This is a genomic window from Brassicibacter mesophilus (genome assembly GCF_050433385.1).
Taxonomy (GTDB): domain Bacteria; phylum Bacillota; class Clostridia; order Tissierellales; family Proteiniboraceae; genus Brassicibacter; species Brassicibacter mesophilus.
Map to the genome: position 1 here is coordinate 270,212 of NZ_JBNPXI010000002.1, position 18,328 is coordinate 288,539.

General features: G+C 31.8%; 18 protein-coding genes. All 18 read right to left on the reverse strand.

Annotated elements, in window-relative coordinates; all coding sequences use genetic code 11:
* Positions 1-106: 106 nt before the first annotated feature.
* The 18 genes from HNR33_RS03855 to HNR33_RS03940 all read right to left on the reverse strand — a co-directional run bounded on the left by HNR33_RS03855 (position 107) and on the right by HNR33_RS03940 (position 18,300).
* Positions 107-4,411 carry a PolC-type DNA polymerase III gene (locus HNR33_RS03855; RefSeq protein ID WP_429080208.1) on the reverse strand — a complete coding sequence of 1,435 codons (4,305 nt, stop codon included), beginning with the start codon at positions 4,409-4,411 and terminating at the stop codon, positions 107-109.
* 17 nt (positions 4,412-4,428) lie between these two features.
* Positions 4,429-5,070, reverse strand: a complete 642-nt coding sequence (locus HNR33_RS03860) for an MgtC/SapB family protein (protein ID WP_429080211.1) — start codon at positions 5,068-5,070, stop codon at positions 4,429-4,431.
* Between the two features lie 28 nt (positions 5,071-5,098).
* Positions 5,099-5,737 carry a glycosyltransferase family 2 protein gene (locus tag HNR33_RS03865; RefSeq protein ID WP_429080214.1) on the reverse strand — a complete coding sequence of 213 codons (639 nt, stop codon included), beginning with the start codon at positions 5,735-5,737 and terminating at the stop codon, positions 5,099-5,101.
* Positions 5,738-5,759: 22 nt separating this feature from the next.
* A complete protein-coding gene (gene ispG, locus HNR33_RS03870; protein ID WP_429080217.1) occupies positions 5,760-6,806 on the reverse strand; it encodes a flavodoxin-dependent (E)-4-hydroxy-3-methylbut-2-enyl-diphosphate synthase in 1,047 nt (348 codons plus the stop codon).
* Between the two features lie 11 nt (positions 6,807-6,817).
* Complete coding sequence (rseP, locus tag HNR33_RS03875; protein WP_429080220.1) at positions 6,818-7,825, reverse strand: RIP metalloprotease RseP; 1,008 nt, start codon at positions 7,823-7,825, stop codon at positions 6,818-6,820.
* A 12-nt stretch (positions 7,826-7,837) separates the two neighbouring features.
* The gene (locus HNR33_RS03880; protein ID WP_429080222.1) at positions 7,838-8,986 is read right to left on the reverse strand and encodes a 1-deoxy-D-xylulose-5-phosphate reductoisomerase; all 1,149 of its coding nucleotides are present in this window, start codon (positions 8,984-8,986) and stop codon (positions 7,838-7,840) included.
* A 28-nt stretch (positions 8,987-9,014) separates the two neighbouring features.
* Positions 9,015-10,040, reverse strand: coding sequence for a sporulation integral membrane protein YtvI (gene ytvI, locus HNR33_RS03885; protein ID WP_429080225.1), 1,026 nt, complete (start codon positions 10,038-10,040; stop codon positions 9,015-9,017).
* A 13-nt stretch (positions 10,041-10,053) separates the two neighbouring features.
* On the reverse strand, positions 10,054-10,824 hold the full coding sequence (locus HNR33_RS03890) for a phosphatidate cytidylyltransferase (protein ID WP_429080228.1): 771 nt from the start codon (positions 10,822-10,824) through the stop codon (positions 10,054-10,056).
* 10 nt (positions 10,825-10,834) lie between these two features.
* Positions 10,835-11,596: an undecaprenyl pyrophosphate synthase gene (uppS, locus tag HNR33_RS03895; protein WP_429080231.1), complete on the reverse strand. Its 762-nt coding sequence runs from the start codon at positions 11,594-11,596 to the stop codon at positions 10,835-10,837.
* Positions 11,597-11,653: 57 nt separating this feature from the next.
* Positions 11,654-11,851, reverse strand: coding sequence for a hypothetical protein (locus HNR33_RS03900; RefSeq protein ID WP_429080234.1), 198 nt, complete (start codon positions 11,849-11,851; stop codon positions 11,654-11,656).
* A gap of 6 nt (positions 11,852-11,857) precedes the next feature.
* Positions 11,858-12,415: a ribosome recycling factor gene (gene frr / locus HNR33_RS03905; RefSeq protein WP_429080237.1), complete on the reverse strand. Its 558-nt coding sequence runs from the start codon at positions 12,413-12,415 to the stop codon at positions 11,858-11,860.
* A 2-nt stretch (positions 12,416-12,417) separates the two neighbouring features.
* Positions 12,418-13,134, reverse strand: a complete 717-nt coding sequence (gene pyrH / locus HNR33_RS03910; RefSeq protein ID WP_429080239.1) for a UMP kinase — start codon at positions 13,132-13,134, stop codon at positions 12,418-12,420.
* A gap of 122 nt (positions 13,135-13,256) precedes the next feature.
* A complete protein-coding gene (gene tsf, locus HNR33_RS03915) occupies positions 13,257-13,904 on the reverse strand; it encodes a translation elongation factor Ts (protein ID WP_429080240.1) in 648 nt (215 codons plus the stop codon).
* Between the two features lie 82 nt (positions 13,905-13,986).
* Complete coding sequence (gene rpsB / locus HNR33_RS03920) at positions 13,987-14,685, reverse strand: 30S ribosomal protein S2 (RefSeq protein ID WP_429080243.1); 699 nt, start codon at positions 14,683-14,685, stop codon at positions 13,987-13,989.
* Between the two features lie 224 nt (positions 14,686-14,909).
* Complete coding sequence (locus HNR33_RS03925) at positions 14,910-15,365, reverse strand: hypothetical protein (RefSeq protein WP_429080246.1); 456 nt, start codon at positions 15,363-15,365, stop codon at positions 14,910-14,912.
* A gap of 13 nt (positions 15,366-15,378) precedes the next feature.
* Positions 15,379-15,705, reverse strand: a complete 327-nt coding sequence (locus HNR33_RS03930) for a hypothetical protein (protein WP_429080248.1) — start codon at positions 15,703-15,705, stop codon at positions 15,379-15,381.
* Positions 15,706-15,726: 21 nt separating this feature from the next.
* Positions 15,727-17,538: a FapA family protein gene (locus tag HNR33_RS03935; RefSeq protein WP_429080250.1), complete on the reverse strand. Its 1,812-nt coding sequence runs from the start codon at positions 17,536-17,538 to the stop codon at positions 15,727-15,729.
* An 18-nt stretch (positions 17,539-17,556) separates the two neighbouring features.
* Positions 17,557-18,300, reverse strand: coding sequence for a FliA/WhiG family RNA polymerase sigma factor (locus HNR33_RS03940; RefSeq protein WP_429080253.1), 744 nt, complete (start codon positions 18,298-18,300; stop codon positions 17,557-17,559).
* Positions 18,301-18,328 lie beyond the last annotated feature (28 nt).

Below are 18,328 nucleotides of genomic sequence, written 5' to 3' on the forward strand. Positions count from 1 at the left end.
CAATTATTCTAAATATGTACTAATAAATAAAGTAAAGAGTGGGTACCCCCCACTCCTTAATAATATCACTCATTTGCTTTAAGCTTAACATATTTTTTTCCAAAAATCAAATATTAAATAATGTAAGTTGGTTACTTTCAGGCATATCGCCTAAACATCCATGATTTTTTAATGCTTCTATAACTGTTTTTGTCACTTTACATCTACTTGTTAAGTCCTCAATAGATAAAAACTGTCCATTTTCTCTTTCAATCGCAATGCTCCTAGCAGCATTTTCTCCTACTCCCTGAAGTGACTTTAGAGGTGGAATAATTCCATTGTCACCTAGTAAAAATTTATCACTATCAGATTTATATAAGTCTACCTTCTCAAATTTAAACCCTCTACAGTACATTTCTAAAGCAACCTCTAGTACTGTAAGTAAATTCTTTTCTTTTGCAGTCTTGTTGTTCCCCATGTCTTCGAGCTCTTTAATTTTATTCTCTATTGTTTCCTTTCCTTTAACGATTAATTCAGCATCAAAATCAATAGCTTTAGATGTAAAATAAGTAGCATAGAAGGCTTCAGGATAATGAACTTTAAAATATGCTATTCTAAAAGACATCATTACATATGCAACAGCATGAGCTTTAGGAAACATATATTTTATTTTATTGCATGATTCAATATACCATTCAGGAATTTTATTTTCTCTCATATAAGCTTCGTCTTCTTCAGTTAATCCTTTACCTTTTCTTACCTTCTCCATTATTTTGAAAGATCTTTTTTTATCTAGTCCATTGTATATTAAGTATAGCATGATATCATCTCTAGTTGAAATTACATTATTAAGCTTTGCAATACCACTTCTAACTAGCTCCTGAGCATTATTAACCCATACGTCAGTTCCATGTGATAGACCACTGATCCTAACCAACTCTGCAAAAGTAGTTGGTTTAGTATCTATTAGCATTTGACGCACAAACTTAGTGCCAAACTCTGGTATCCCAAGAGTTCCCACCTCTGAATTTATCTCTTCACTTGACACGCCTAAAGTATCTGTACTTACAAAAATCTTGATAGTTTCACTGTCATCTAATGGTATGCTCTGAGCATTTAACCCTGTTATATCTTCTAGCATTCTTATAATACTCGGAACATCGTGTCCCAGTATATCGAGTTTTAATATTCTTCCACTTATTGAATGGTAATCAAAATGGGTAGTAATGACTCCAGAACCTTTATCGTCTGCAGGATATTGAATAGGTGAAAAATCATAAACATCCTTATACCGTGGAACAACCATAATACCGCCAGGATGTTGACCTGAAGTCCTTTTTATACCAGTACACCCCTTAACAAGTCTATTTATCTCAGCGTTACTTACAGATTTTCCTCTTTCGTCAAAATACTTTTTGACAAATCCATAAGCAGTTTTTTCTGCAACAGTTCCAATTGTCCCTGCTCTAAACACGTATCCTTTACCAAAAAGATCCTCAGTATATTGATGAGCTACAGGTTGGTATTCTCCAGCAAAGTTCAAATCTATATCCGGTTCTTTATCTCCTTCAAACCCTAAGAAAACTTCAAATGGTATATCGTGTCCATCCTTTTTGTATTCCGTACCACACTGAGAACATAGTTTATTTGGCAGATCGGCACCTGATCCAATTGACCCATCTGTTATAAATTCACTATTTTTACAGTTTGGACAAACATAATGAGGTGGTAAAGGATTTACTTCAGTAATATCACTCATTGTTGCCACAAAAGATGATCCCACTGAACCCCTTGAACCTACAAGGTATCCGTCACTTAGTGACTTTGTTACAAGCTTTTGGGCTATAATATACATAACAGCATAACCATTTGAAATAATAGAATTAAGTTCTCGATCTAATCTAGCTTGAACAATTTCAGGTAGAGGATCGCCATATATCTCCTTTGCTTTCTTATAGTTCATTGCCCTTAGTTCTTCTTCAGCCCCATCTATTACTGGTGGGAATGTTCCATCAGGTATAGGAATAATATCTTCAATCATATCTGCTACTAAATTTGTATTCTGAATCACAACTTCTCTTGCTTTTTCTTCTCCTAAGTAGCTAAATTCATTTAACATTTCATCGGTTGTTCTAAAATAGAGCGGTGCTTGATTATCCGCATCTGAAAAACCTTGTCCACCCATCAATATACGCCTGTATACTTCGTCCTTAGGCTCTAGAAAATGAACATCACATGTTGCTACAACTGGTTTGTTAAGCTTTTCACCTAATTCTACAATTTTTTTATTATAACTAATTAATTCTTCTTCATCTTTAACACTTTCATTTTCTATTAAAAATCTATTGTTACATATTGGCTGGATTTCTAGGTAATCATAAAAATCTATTATCTTCTTCAATTCTGTAAAATCTTTATTTCTCAAAATTGCTTTATATAACTCGCCTGCTTCACATGCAGTTCCAATTATTAAATCCTCTTTATATTGCGAAAGAAGAGATTTTGGAATTCTTGGTCTCCTGTGGAAATATTTAAGATGTGATTCAGAAATAATTTTGTATAGATTCTTGAGACCTTTCTGATTCTTCGCAAAAATTACTATATGGAAAGTCTCTTCAGCTTTGATGTTTTTATTGTTTGCAAGTAAAACATTTATATCTTCCAGGCTTTTAACCCCTTTTTGTACTAATAAGTCGATGCACTTCATAAAAATATTTGCAGTAGCTTCTGAATCATCTACCGCTCTATGGTGATTTTCTAGATTAATGTTTAGATGTTTAGCAACAATATTCAATTTATGACTTTTTAGTTGTGGAAAAAGTCCTCTACTCAGCTGCAATGTATCTAATATGGTGTTATTTAATTCTATTCCCATTCTATTGCAGTTTACTTTAATAAATCCTACATCGAAGGAAGCGTTATGTGCTACTAAAACACTTTCACCTATAAACTCTATGAATTCAGGTAGTACTACCTCGATTGCCGGCTTATCCTTTACTAGCTCATCAGTTATTCCTGTTAACTCAACTATCTTATCAGGTATATTTATCATTGGATTAATTAGCTGGCTATATCTATCAATTATCCTTCCTGATTTTATTTTAACTGCACCAATTTCAGTAATTCTATCATTTTTATTTGATAAGCCTGTTGTTTCAATATCAAATACAGTATACTCACAATCAAGTGATTGTTTATTCAAATTAACAACTGTCGGTTTGCTATCATTTACTAGATAGCCTTCAACCCCATAAAGAACTTTTATACCGTATTTCCTCGATGAATCCATGCCCTCTGGAAAACTCTGTACTACTCCATGATCTGTTATAGCTATAGCTTTGTGGCCCCATTCGGATGCTCTCTTTGCAATGTCAGTAAAACTTGTAATCCCATCCATGGAACTCATACGAGTGTGGCAATGCAGTTCAACTCTCTTTACAGGAGACTCATCAGTTTTAATTTTCTTTTGTACCTTAACTAGCGATTTGAGCATCATAACAACTTGCTTTGAAAAAGTATCGAATATAATATCTCCTGATAATCTTGTGTATAGTCCATTTTTCAAGTTTGATTCAAAGGTATCTAGGTTCTTTTTATTGACAAAAGCCTTTACAGTAATAGAACTTGTATAGTCAGTAACATTAAACGTAAATAGCTTTTTATCCCCTTTTATATCTCTAGTTTCTATATCGAAAACTTCTCCTTCTATCATTACCGTTCCAGAATTAATATTTACTTCAGAAATTTTATATGCATCACCTTGCATCTTACTGCCATATATCATGTTAGTGTTAGTGACATTATTCTTAGTTCCTTTACGTTTCTCAGCTTCTTCACTACAGTTTTGATTACTTACCTTAATGCTATCTAGCATCATGGACTCTTCTTGAGCTTTAATTTTATTATGAACTTCTTCGGTATCACAGCCACTATCATCATGCTCAAGTTTTATATTTATATTTAGTCCTAAGTCATTGTTTATTTCGTCCCTAATTAACTTGTCCATATTTTTATTATGTAAAGTAAATACTGCAACATCACTTTTAAATATTAAAACAATAACTTCATTATTTATTTCCCATTCCATGTCATCTAGCCAAGCTGAACTTGAAGGTATTTCCTTCTTTATCAAATAAATTATATTAGGTAGATACATCTCAATTATTTTAGCTAAGTCTTCATTTGAGGTCATATATTTAATATTAAGGTAAATATTTTCAAATTCAGGCAGCTTCTTCTTTAGCTGTGCTATAACATTGTCTAATTTTTCTCTATAAATAATTGAATCGCTATCAATAGATATCCTCATAACCCTGTCTATTGGATTAACAAAAACTTTTCTTATAAATAAGCTGTTAATCTCTTTATAATCTATTTTTATCTCTAGTCTACTTAATATTTCTTCAAATTTTTTTATGTTAACAGAGGTCAACTGTCATTACCCCCTAACTATACTTTTTCTGATACTTCTATGACTCCATCTTCGTTTCCAATACGGTTCATTAAATCATATTTAATTGTAGAATCAGGAATTCTTAAAATCATATTTATTATGACTGTTTCTTCTTCTTCTGAATCTAATTCAATACTAGTAATACTTGCACCTGTTTCACCTATCGTTTTACATATTCTCCCTAATTGGCCGGGTCTATTACTTGATACTATTCTCATACTCATATAATTTCTTTTTGTGCGTATATGCTTCTCGACTTTTCCAAAAGCTATAAGTGTTATCAATACTAAAATAGTCGTTATTATCGCACCTAAATAGAACCCTACTCCAACTGAAATGCCTATACATGCTACGGCCCATAATCCAGCTGCAGTGGTTAGTCCCTTTACTGAACTTCCTTGCCTAATTATTGTACCCGCGCCAAGAAATCCTATTCCGCTAATTATTTGAGCACCAAGTCTGTCAGGCTGTAGAGCTGTTTCATATTTGTATATGTTAAATATATAAAGAGATGTCAGCATAACTAAAGTCGAACCTACACATACTAAAATATGAGTTCTGAACCCAGCAGGCCGTTTAATACTCTCTCTCTCTATACCAATTAGCCCGGATAATACAATAGAAAGGGCTAAGCGCAATACTATTTGATTTGTCGATAACATATTATCACCTATCTCTTGAAACTAATATCTTAACAATGTCCCAATACATCCTTAGTCTAGCAGTAAAGCCTTTTACTACTCCTAGCTTTTCTTCTTTCATAATATGAGTTAAATTATCTAGAATAATATCTTTAGTTCTAATATTATTTTGTGTGACGTACTTTGTTAAGGCTACCTCAACTCCATATCTTGTTATATCAAGATTAGAGGTATCTTCAATTATATATCTCCTGATTGCCCTTTGTCCTGATAAATATGGAGCCACCTTTTGGGCTAGATCAGTAGCAATTCTCCCTTTACTAAATAAGCCAATGGTCATATCTGCTTCACTGTTTATAACCGGCAAAAGCAGGTCTTTGATATGATAAGGTTGTAACCCAACTAAATCAGCATCTAAAAAAAGTATTATTTCTGAATTAGTCTTGTCTACTCCTTTTTTCAATGCGCCTCCTTTTCCTACGTTATTCTCTAGCTCTAATACGTCTACATCATATTGCTTTGCAACATCAACGGTATTATCTACTGACCCATCACTGACTACAACGATTTTATTAATGATATCAACTTTCTTGACAACAGAAATTACATCACCAATAGTTTTTTCTTCATTATATGCAGGAATTACAACCGTAACGGAGCTCATAACTAATCCTCCTTATTCTTAGCTAAAGTTTTTTAATTTCATTCATTAGTTCATCTAACAATTCTTCCTCTTTCACCTTTTTTATAATTTGTCCTTTCTTAAAAATTAGTCCGCATCCGTCTCCACCTGCTATACCGATATCTGCTTCTCTCGCTTCTCCTGGTCCATTGACTGCACAGCCCATTATTGCAACTTTAATAGGTTTTGAAATATGTTTTATTTGTGCTTCAACTTTATTTACTAACTTGATTAAGTCTATTTGTGTTCTCCCACATGTTGGACAAGAAATTATATCTATTTGGTCATTCAATAATCCTAAAGTGCGCAAGATTTGTTTACCAACTCTAACTTCTTCTAAAGGATCCCCTGTTAAAGAGACTCTAATTGTATCACCAATACCCATTAATAATAAAGAACCAATTCCTATAGAAGACTTAATTGTACCATTCCATACTGTACCAGCTTCAGTAATACCAACATGAAGTGGATAATCAACAATATCAGCAATTTTTTTATAAGAGTTTATAGTTAATGCTATATCTGAAGCTTTAAGTGAAATTTTTATATTCCTGTAATCTAAATCCTCTAGTATTCTTACATGCTCTAAAGCACTAAACACCATTGCATCTTCATTTACTCCTCCAAATTTTTCAATTACTTCTTTACTTATAGATCCTGAATTAACTCCAATTCTTATAGGTATTTGTTTCTCTCTGCATGCTTTTACGATTTCTTGAACTCTACTTTTAGAACCAATATTTCCAGGATTAATTCTTAAGCCATCAACGCCATTTTTTATTGCTTCAAGAGCTAGTTTATAATCAAAGTGAATATCAGCAATTAGTGGTATATGGATCTCCTTTTTAATACCTTTTACAGCACGCGCAGCCTCTATATCTGGAACAGCTATTCTTACAATATCACAGCCTTCTAGCTCTAGTGCCCTAATTTGGTTGACTGTTTTTAATACATCTCTTGTATCAGTATTTGTCATAGATTGAACTGTAATTGGAAAGTTACCCCCTATCCCCACCTTATCTAAATGCAGTTCTCTAGTCCTTCTTCTCATAATTTCACCACCTAGAAAATATCAAATTTCACAATATCTTTATATGCCACTACTATCATTAATAATATTAAAAATACAAATCCAACAAAATGTATAAATCCTTCCTTTTCAGGATTTATAGGCTTACCTCTTAATAATTCAATAAACAGAAATAAAAGTCTACTGCCGTCAAGAGCTGGTATTGGCAAGAGATTGAAAAAACCTAAATTTATACTTATAAAACCCGCTATATATAGAACATACAGAAACCCTGACTTTGCAGCTTCTCCAACAATGTAAACTATTCCAACTGGTCCTGAAATATCGGCACTATTTACTTTACCTTGAAATGCTTTAGAAATAAAATCAAACATCATTCCAAGTATAAGTGCTACATTTTCTACACCGTTCTTTACAGCCATGAAAAAAGATTTCTTAATTGTTGGGGCAATTCCAACTATCAGCCTATTTTGTGTTTCATCAAGTATAGGCTGTAGTTCATAGCTAATCTCTTTGTTATTTCTTAATACTGTTATATTAATTTTTTCTCCCTTTGATTGGCTAATTTCTTTTTTGATTTCATTCCATTCATTTACTTCTGTATCATTAATCTTAACAATTCTATCTCCGCTTCTAAGTCCTGCGTTGTATGCAGGCATACCTTCAGTGGCATCATCAATAATAGTCGTAGGTACTCCAACACTATACGCATATATAGTGAATACAATTATGGCTAAAACAAAATTCATTATTGCTCCTGCAGCTAGCACAGCCATTCTTGATCCTATAGGCTTTTTACTAAAGCTTCCTGCATCGTTTGATATCTCATCTTCGCCTTCCATTTTCACATATCCACCTATAGGCAATAATCTTAGACTATAGTCTGTATCACCTTTTTTAAATTGATACAGCTTTGGACCCATACCTATTGCAAATTCGTGGACCGTTATCCCTGAAAGTTTAGCCACAATAAAATGTCCGAATTCATGAAATACTACTACTAAGAAAAAAACAAAAATAGTAGCTAATGCTGTTTGCATTTAAAACACCGCCTATCTATTATATTGAAGAAACATTTCCCTTCGAGCCCATCTATCAGCCTTCAAAACATCTTCTAAACTAGGCTCATTAATAATATTGTGAATACCCATTATTTTTTCAATTGCATCAGCAATTTCTAGAAATTTTATCTTTTCAGATAAAAATAGCTCAACTGCAACCTCATTAGCAGCGTTTAACACTGCTGGCATTGTGCCACCTTTTTTTAATGCATCTATAGCTAATCTTAAGCATTTAAACGTATCTATATCTGGATACTCAAAGGTTAGTTTTCCTGACTTAACTAAATCAAGTCTATCTAAGCTATTTTTTTTCCTTTCTGGATATGTTAAAGCATATTGAATTGGTACTTTCATATCAGGTACTCCCATCTGAGCAATGATGCTACCATCTTGAAACTCTACCATAGAATGAATTATGCTTTGAGGATGTACCACAACCTCAATTTTATCAATATCTATATTAAATAACCACTTAGCTTCTATTACCTCTAATCCTTTATTCATCAGAGTAGCAGAATCTATAGTTATTTTTTTTCCCATTGACCAATTTGGATGATTCAAAGCATCCTTTATTTCAACAGACTCAAGTTGATGCCTTTTCTTACCTCTAAAAGGCCCTCCCGATGCTGTTAATATGATTTTACTAATTTCATCATTGTTTCCACTTTTTAAACATTGAAATATTGCTGAGTGTTCACTATCTACTGGTATAATAGATACATTGTTTTTTATAGCCTCATCTGTCACAATTTTGCCGGCTGTAACCAAAGTCTCTTTATTGGCTAGGGCAATATGTTTTCCAGCTTTTATCGCTTCAAGCGTAGGTATTAATCCAACCATTCCTACTACAGATGTTATCACAACATCTATATTTGATTCCGTAGCAACTTCAATTAATCCATTCATTCCTTCTACTACTTTTATATTATAACCTTTAAGCTTATCCTTTAATATACTTGCCTTTTGTTCATCCATAACACCAACAATTTTGGGCATAAACTCTATTGCTTGCTTTTCTAATAACTCAATATTTGAGTTAGTCGTCAATCCTATAACTTTAAAACCTTCTATGTTTCTCACAACTTCCAATGATTGAGTTCCTATTGAGCCAGTTGAACCTAATATGCTAATATTTTTCAAGATATCACTCCTATGTATTTAAAGTTGCTTAGATTGGTATATATTTCAAAGTTTCTTTTATAAAAATTGAAACTAAAGGCCCCAAAACTAATCCTATAGGACCAAAAATCTTTATTCCAATATATGCTGACACAAGCATTAACATTGGATGTATTTTGAACTGATTACTAAATAGTTTAACTTGTAATAGTTGTCTGATAATAATTAACAATACAAAAATAGTTAACAATCCTATAGCTTTAAGAGTCTGACCAACTATTATTAAATATATTACCCATGGAATGTATATTAAAGAAGGACCTATCATAGGCAAGATATCTAGAAGTCCACATATCAATCCAATTGTAACTGCATATTTAACGCTTAATATCTTCAACCCTATTATAGTAATAATAACTGAAAACAACATAATGATCAATTGTGCCTTTATTATTTTATTAAAGGATTGTATAGTTCTATTTTTCATGCTGCTTACTTTATTAGACAAATAGTTCGTCTGACTTACAAATAATTTTGAATAATTCTGCTTCTCTTTAAGAAAAAAATAAGTTGATACATATACTACAATCCAAAACAGTATTACTTTTGGAAAAGAATATAGCGTTCCTAATATTACACTTCTAATATAATTCACTATTGATAAAGCTCCACTTAAAACCCTGTTCAAGCTTTCTTCTATTATTGTCTTGATATCTACCTGACTTAAAAAGTGAATTTTAATGTTTTTGACATATTCATCAATATAATAAATACTTTTTTCAATAAATTCAGGTAATAATGTTACTATCTTTATACTTTCAATAAATATATTATATAAAAGAATGTAGCATAATGTAATTAAAATAATAGTAATTAGTGTAAGCACTATTATTATACAATACTCTTTTTTTATATTTAGTCTTTTATTTAAGAAAAGTATAATAGGTTCAAGAATTATTGCTAGCAAGATAGCAATCAAGAATGGGAATACAAATGGTAATATAAACCTATATGTTAAGTATGAAACTAAAGTTACTAAAATACTATAACCTAAGTACATTATTACTTTTTTCAAATATATTACACTCCTATATGAAATATGTTATATAATAATATACTATAGGAGCAGTGAAAAGTATGCTATCAAATCTATCTAAAACACCACCATGTCCTGGCATGATGTTTCCGTAATCTTTTATACCTGCGATCCGTTTAATTCTTGAAGCAGTTAAATCACCTATTTGGGCCATTATTGAACAAATTATGCTTAATATACTCAAAATAGCAATATGATTAAGCTTAAATATATAAGCATAAGCTATGGTAACAATTAAAGAACCAACAACACCTGCTATAGAACCCTCTATGGACTTTTTTGGACTTAGCTTTGGACAGAGCTTTCTTTTCCCAAATTTTACTCCAATAAAATATGCAAAAGTATCTGTCGCAAATGCAGTAATAAATACTAACCATATATACTTACTTTCCCTCAATAACGATATGTGAGAGATGAAAAAAGGAACATATAACCCACCTAGAACTGTTACACCTAGGTCATTTAAAGATACTCTCTCATTTATAACAAAAGTAATTAATAAAGCTATTACATAAACAAACAAAATTAACTGAAAATACTCATATTCATGTGTCAACGTTATAAAAAAAATGCCTATTGTCAGAAAATAGTTCGCAATGTTCACTGGTTTTAAATTATTAATCTTTTTCACAGCGTTATTAAATTCATATAGTCCTATAAAAGAAAGAATTAATATAGAAATATTTAGTAGAATACCGCCATTTATAACGACAGTAAAAAGTAATACAAGACCTACTAGCCCAGAAATTACCCTAGTTTTCATCATTAATCACCTAAATTCCCCCAAATCTTCTCTTTCTTCTCTGATATTCAATTATTGCATTATACAAATGTTCTTTATTAAATTCTGGCCAGAGTGTTTCAGTAAATACAAATTCTGTGTATGCTATTTGATATAATAGAAAGTTACTTATTCGTTGTTCACCACTAGCTCTAATTAATAAGTCTGGATCTGGCTGATTATCTGTATACAGGTATTTTTCAAATAATTCTTCATCAATATTTTCAATCTCTATATTATTTAAAGCAACATCATTAGCAATTTTTTTCGTGGCATTGACTATCTCATCTCTTCCACCATAATTAAGAGCAATATTTAGTATAAGTCTGTTATTGTTCTTTGTTTTTTCAATTGCTCTATGGACTTCTTTTCTTGGTAACTGAGGCAACTTGTTTAAATCTCCTAAAACACTTATCTTGACATTATTACGATGCAGTATATCTAGCTCCTTTTTTAAGTATTCAACTAAGAGTTTCATAAGTGTGTCCACTTCATCTCTTGGTCTACTCCAATTTTCTGTAGAAAAAGCATAAAGAGTTAGATGCTTAATCCCCAAATCACCTGATGCTTCAACAATTTCTTTTACCCTTTCTACACCTTCTCTGTGACCAGCAGTTCTCGGCAAAAACCTTCTTTTTGCCCATCTTCCATTACCATCCATAATTATTGCAACATGTTTAGGTAGATTATTTATATCAATAGTTTCTAATAAACTATCTGAGCTCAGTTTTTTTTGATTTTCTAATTCATTCATGCTTTTACCTCCATATATCCAGTCACTAAAAACCCCTTCTTTTTTATAAGAAGGGGGCTAAAAGTAACCAACTACTATAGTAATCATACTATTAGTATTTGAAACCCTTAATATTCTAGGTTCAATTAGCTCATGCTTTTTATCTTCCTTAGTTGAATGTGTTTCTTTAATATCAACCATTATAGCCTTATGAAGCTCATTAATTGCTTCGATTCCCTCTTGTAATGGTAGCCCTAAGATTTTAGATAACTCCAAATTTGACTATACCTCCATTAAATCTTTCTCTTTTACCTTTGTTAGATTTTCTATTTCTTCGATATATTTATCAGTAAGTTTTTGAACCTGCTCTTCTGCCTGCTTGCAATCATCTTCAGTTATCTCTGAAGCTTTTTGCATCTTCTTTAGCTGGTCATTTGCTTCTCTTCGTTCATTCCTAATAGCTACTTTAGCATTTTCAGATGCCTTCTTAACAACTTTCATCAGTTCTTTTCTTCTTTCTTCAGTTAATTGAGGTATAACCAGTCTAATAATTTTTCCATCAACAGATGGATTTAGCCCTAAATCTGACTTAAGTATAGCTTTTTCAATTGCAGGTACAGTACTTGCATCCCAAGGCTGTATCAAAATCATTCTAGGCTCTGGCGCAGAAATATTTGATATTTGCTTTAATGGAGTAGGGGTACCATAATAGTCAACACTAATTCTGTCTAATAAAGTTGGATTTGCCCTTCCAGCTCTTATACCAGTAAGCTCCTCTTTGTATACCTTTAAACTCTTTTTCATTTTTTCTTCTGCTTGCTTATGAATCTCTAAATACATAATCATTCCTCCTTTACTTGTGTTCCGATTTGCTCACCGCTTATTACTCTAACAATATTCTCAGCGTCATCAATTCCAAATACAATCAGTGGTATTCTGTTATCCATACAGAGAGATGTAGCTGTAGAATCCATAACACCTAACCCCATATTTAAGACATCAATATATCTTAATTGGTCAAATTTATTAGCGTTTGAGTTTTTGTGAGGATCAGCATCATATACTCCATCCACGCCTTTTTTTGCTAATAAAATTACCTCTGCTTCTATTTCTGCTGCCCTTAAAGCTGCAGTAGTATCAGTTGAAAAATAAGGATTGCCAGAACCAGCTGCAAATATTACTACTCTACCTTTTTCTAAATGCCTTATTGCCCTTCTTCTTATGTATGGCTCAGCAACTTGACGCATCTCTATGGCTGATTGAACCCTAGTAACTACTCCAAGATTTTCTAACGCATCTTGAAGTCCTAATGCATTAATAGTGGTGCCAAGCATCCCCATGTAATCTGAAGTAGTTCTATCCATACCTTCTGTACTTCTACCCCTCCAGAAATTTCCTCCTCCAACTACAATAGCAACTTGTACATTCATTTCTTGTATTTTCTTGATTTGCTTTGCAATATTTATGACGGTAGCTTCATCTATACCAAATCCTCTATTACCTGATAATGCTTCTCCACTAAGTTTAAGAATCACTCTTTTATATTTAGGCTGTTCCATATAAACACTCCTAACTAATATATTCTCCATTTGTAAAAAAAAACCTTCATTTTCATATTATAATATTTGACATATTTTCAATAAGTTATTCAAATGGAGAACACAAAGTGTTCTCCATTATATTAAGCATTCATTTGCTTTGCTACTTCTTCAGCAAAGTTCTCTTCTCTTTTTTCTAATCCTTCGCCTACTTCATATCTAACAAATCTTCTAATTTTTATATTTTCACCTATTTTAGCTATTTTCTCTGCAAGTAAGTCTTTAATAACTACATCTGGATTCTTGATAAAAGCTTGCTCTAGTAAGCATACTTCTTTATAGAACTTTTCAATTCTACCTTCTACCATTTTATCAACAATTTGCTCTGGTTTTCCTTCATTTAGAGCTTGTTGTCTTAAAACTTCTCTTTCTCTATCTATATCTTCTTGTGGAACTTCCTCTTTAGAAACATATTTTGGATTTGCCGCTGCCACTTGCATAGCCATATCTTTAACAAATACCTTGAATTCTTCATTTTTAGCAACAAAATCAGTTTCAGAGTTTACTTCAATTAAAACTCCAATTCTTCCTCCATGTATGTAAGATTCAACAATACCTTCAGAAGCAATTCTTCCTGATTTTTTAGCCGCTTTTGAAAGACCTTTTTCTCTTAGTAAGTCAATTGCCTTTTCAATATCTCCGTTAGTCTCTTCAAGAGCTTTTTTACAATCCATCATTCCAACACCAGTACGTTCTCTTAATTCTTTAACCATTGCAGCTGATATCGCCATTGTTATTCGCCTCCTGTTTTTAATTAAATAAAAAGGTAAGAGCAGTAGGGGATTAACCTCCCTCATAACCCTTACCATCATACTACTGCTCTATTTGTTCGCCTTGTTTGCCTTCTAATACAGCATTAGCGATTGTTTCAGTAAGTAACTTAACAGCTCTTATAGCATCGTCGTTACCTGGTATTACAAAGTCAACTTCATCTGGGTCACAGTTAGTATCTACAATACCAACAACTGGTATACCAAGTATTTTTGCTTCTTTAACAGCAATTTTTTCTTTTCTTGGGTCTACAACAAACAATGCATCAGGTGTTCTTTGCATATTCTTTATACCGCCTAAGAACTTTTCAAGTCTTTCAGCTTCATGTCTTAGCTTAATAACTTCTTTTTTAGGAAGAACATCAAAAGTACCGTCTTCCTCCATTTTTTGTAGCTGTTGAAGCCTCTCGATTCTTTTTCTTATAGTCTTATAGTTAGTAAGCATACCACCTAGCCATCTTTGACTAACAAAATGCATTCCACATCTTTTTGCTTCATTTTCTATAGACTCTTGAGCCTGCTTCTTTGTACCTACAAATAGTACTTCTCCACCATTTGTCGCTACATCCTTTATGAATGTATACGCTTCTTCAACTTTACCAACAGTTTTTTGTAAGTCAATAATGTAAATTCCATTTCTCTCTGTGAAAATATACTCAGCCATTTTCGGATTCCATCTTCTTGTCTGATGACCAAAATGAACTCCTGCTTCTAATAGGCTTTTCATTGTAATTACTGACATTACTTCACCTCCCTTTGTTTTTAACCTCCACCCTCATCAGTTTTATAAAGGACCATACAGGCACAGCTTTATAAATCAAAGAGTGTGTGTAGTTTTACCTTATGTAGTATAACACACGAATAAATATTTGGCAATATTTTTTTAAACATTGTCAAATCTATTCTATTATATTAGTATATATTTCACAACTAAAAGCATTTTATTCAAATTCTTGATTTTATTAATCATCTACTAGAAGAATTTTTAAGGCTATCCATTTTTAATATAATGTCAATCTCCCTAATGCCTTTTCCTAATTTTTTTGCGACCTCTTGGTTGCTGAGTCCTATTTCTCTAAGCTCATTAATTTTTTTGAGTATGTTATCTGAACTGTTCATGTTATCATGTCTGTGTCCATTTTCTTCATTTTCAGTGCTCTTTATTATCCTTTCATTACTTAAGCACGTTTTTAAATTATCGTCACTAAATAAATTTTCTGACTTAACAGTAGGTTCAATTTTATCATGAAAAACTTTTTCAAAACTATTATGATCAATACGTTCTTCTTCATGAATATTACCTGATTGTTCTATGACAACATCATGATCATTATTGGACAATGATGATCTATTATTAAATATTATAAGGCAAACAGACACTATTATAACCAAAATACTAAAAAACAATATGAAAGAACTCATTATGCACCTCTTATTAAATCTTAATATCTATGTTAAATCCTAATACACCATCTACATTTCCTTTTTCTAAATCTTTTTCTTCGTGTGCGTTAGAATTATTATTATCTTTATCTTTTTGTTTTGTATTATGTTCTCTTTTTTTGTTGTCTTTTGTAATTTTAGCCTTAGACATTTTCTCAGAATTTCTTACTTGTCTTAACTCTTTCTCAGTCTTTTTTGCTTGATCATTATTTTGAAAATAAGCAAAGCTTTTTTGCTTATCATTTTCCATTTGCTGCATTTTTGACAGTTGTTGGGTCTTAGGCATTAATGTCTTCATGTCCACAGGTCGTATGGTCATTTTATCACCCCATATTACATATTACATTTCATATGGTCCAATTTTTACACTACCTTTTTCACTATAAATAGTACAGTATTTAATTTCTTCTCTAACAAACATGACGCTATTTCCAACTATTATTTTTACACCTGGATATATTATGTTTTGAACCTTTATCTTTCCTTTCGAAAGTAATTCTATTTCATAGTCTATTTGTTCAATTTTAGATTTCAAATCTTCAATTTTTTGAGCCAAAATTGTCCTAGTCCGCAATGACTTTATCAATATTTGTTTCTTATCTTCTTCTAATTTGTTGTTTTTTGCTAATCTATTCAAAAGACTTATTGTTTGATCAAGCTTATTTATACTTAATTCTGTATTCTCTATTTCAGTTTTTATATTGTCTTGCTTTGTCCTAATGTTTGGATCAACGCCTACTTCAACAATTGTTGTCGTGGCCATACTTGATCCTATAGTTTTTGCATGTATTTCTTTTGTAGCTTTACATATTCCTCCTACTATTAATCCCTTCTTACCTTCAACTCTTATTATACCTTTACTCATGACTTCACTATGCATTATAGCCTCAGCATTTACAGAACCTTCTGAATAAATACAGCAATTTTCAATAAATCTAGAGCTAATATCACCTTTTGATACTAATCTAGCTTTATTAAATCCTTGTACTCCTCTTTTTAAAACAATACTACCATCACTTTTTACTATAGCACCTTCAACTACACCTTCAACTTCAATGTCTCCTTCACAGACTACCTCAAAACCAGTTAAAACGCTACCTTTTATTCTCACAGCTCCATTAAATTCTATATTCCCAGTTGAATTATCTACATTGCTTAGAACTTCATAAACCTCGTGAACTACTAATTTATCCTTATCAAAGTATACGTGACCATCGGAGTCAGAAATTAAGTACTTTCCATCTTCAGAAACAACAACGTTTTTCCCATATTTTATCTTCTTTTCTTTTCCTTTTTTGTTTGGTAGAACTTGTCCAAATACATTCGTACCTGGATTACCTTCAGTAGGAGGAATTATCTCTGATAGTATATCACCTTTTTTAACATTAGTTATTAATCCAAGATTTCTATAATCAACACTTCCATCCTCTAATATCTGTGGAGCTATGTTTTCCTTTAGCTTGAATTTGAAGTCTATAAACCCATCTTTACCATCAACAGGGTTTTGTCCAGATGCAATTAAAATTTTTCTATTGTACAGTTTTTCTTCTATTACACGCTTAACCTCGTTAATGTCTAATCCGTATCTAATTTTTTCAGCGATTTTACTAAGAGCCTTACTTATATCCATATCCTTTCCACCTTCAGGTGGAATTAGAGTAATAAAAGCATTCATTTTATCTTGAGATATATCAATAATAACATCTGCATCAATAGGTATTTCTTGTTGGAATGGTGCAAATCTTATAGGGTTACCTTCCATATTATTTACTGTATCTTGCAATATTTGCTTATCATAATTCTCAATTTTTTTAAGCTTGACTTTTTTAATAACATCTTCGTAACTGACGCATGTATTTAACCCACCGTATACCGATAGATATACTCCATCCTTAAGATATGTTATTTCAAAAAAACCGTGATTCTCAATCTCATCTTCTATTTTCTTTAGCTCATCTTCTATTTCATCATCACTTAAATTACTCACAGAAATTTTAATTTTATATTTCTTAATAGGAATACCCATTAAAATTTTTCCTTTTTCTAATATCTCAATTTTTACTTCATCTTTGGTTTTATTTAAATCTTTAAGCCCCTGTAATATTAAATCATCTAAATCGTTGCCTTCCAAAATCAAATAATTCTCCACCATCTCATCACACCCCGTATCTTAATAGCCATCAATTCCCAATTTATTCAAACTGTTCCTTATTGACATTATTGCTTTACTATGTATCTGAGATATCCTAGATTCTGACAAATTCAATATTTTCCCAATCTCCTTATACGTGAGTTCGTCGTAGTAATATAGTGATATCACTAATTTTTCCTTCTCATTTAAATCTTCAATAGAATGAGCTAAAATTTGTTTAATTTCTTTATCCTCATAAATTCTCTCTGGATAATCAGATTCACTACTATTTAAGCTAATATCTCCTCTTGTATAGATCATCTCCTCTAGAGAGACCATGTTCAATGTTGATATTTCTGCAAGAGTATTTTCAACTTCACAAATGCTGATATTAAGTTGTTTTGAAATATCACTAATACTTGCACTTCTTCCAAATTTATTTTCTAATTCATCTATAGCTCTTTCAATTTCTTTAGATTTTCTTCTAAGCCCACGAGGTACCCAATCGATTTTCCTTAGATTATCTATGATTGCACCTCTAATTCTAATTTGAGCATAAGTTTCAAATTTAAGATCTCTACTAATATCAAATTTTTCAATAGCATCAATCAACCCAAAAACTCCAAACCCTAGTAAATCATCGTATTCTACATTCCCTCCATAAAAATTATACAGCCTTCCTGAGACAATCTTTACTAATTGAATATAGTGAATAATTAACTGTTGCTTGTAGCTATTATCACCCGAGCTCTTATATGATTTCCATAATTCATCTATAGTCAATCTACCACCTCCTACAAGGTGAAAGTAT

What these genes read in the sequence shown, in the direction of transcription:
- HNR33_RS03865 (WP_429080214.1), bottom strand. Translation starts at nt 5,737, where the DNA reads ATGAGCTCCGTTACGGTTGTAATTCCTGCATATAATGAAGAAAAAACT.
- ispG (WP_429080217.1), bottom strand. Translation starts at nt 6,806, where the DNA reads ATGAGAAGAAGGACTAGAGAACTGCATTTAGATAAGGTGGGGATAGGG.
- rseP (WP_429080220.1), bottom strand. Translation starts at nt 7,825, where the DNA reads ATGCAAACAGCATTAGCTACTATTTTTGTTTTTTTCTTAGTAGTAGTA.
- HNR33_RS03890 (WP_429080228.1), bottom strand. Translation starts at nt 10,824, where the DNA reads ATGAAAACTAGGGTAATTTCTGGGCTAGTAGGTCTTGTATTACTTTTT.
- uppS (WP_429080231.1), bottom strand. Translation starts at nt 11,596, where the DNA reads ATGAATGAATTAGAAAATCAAAAAAAACTGAGCTCAGATAGTTTATTA.
- frr (WP_429080237.1), bottom strand. Translation starts at nt 12,415, where the DNA reads ATGTATTTAGAGATTCATAAGCAAGCAGAAGAAAAAATGAAAAAGAGT.
- pyrH (WP_429080239.1), bottom strand. Translation starts at nt 13,134, where the DNA reads ATGGAACAGCCTAAATATAAAAGAGTGATTCTTAAACTTAGTGGAGAA.
- tsf (WP_429080240.1), bottom strand. Translation starts at nt 13,904, where the DNA reads ATGGCGATATCAGCTGCAATGGTTAAAGAATTAAGAGAACGTACTGGT.
- rpsB (WP_429080243.1), bottom strand. Translation starts at nt 14,685, where the DNA reads ATGTCAGTAATTACAATGAAAAGCCTATTAGAAGCAGGAGTTCATTTT.
- HNR33_RS03925 (WP_429080246.1), bottom strand. Translation starts at nt 15,365, where the DNA reads ATGAGTTCTTTCATATTGTTTTTTAGTATTTTGGTTATAATAGTGTCT.
- HNR33_RS03930 (WP_429080248.1), bottom strand. Translation starts at nt 15,705, where the DNA reads ATGACCATACGACCTGTGGACATGAAGACATTAATGCCTAAGACCCAA.
- HNR33_RS03935 (WP_429080250.1), bottom strand. Translation starts at nt 17,538, where the DNA reads ATGGTGGAGAATTATTTGATTTTGGAAGGCAACGATTTAGATGATTTA.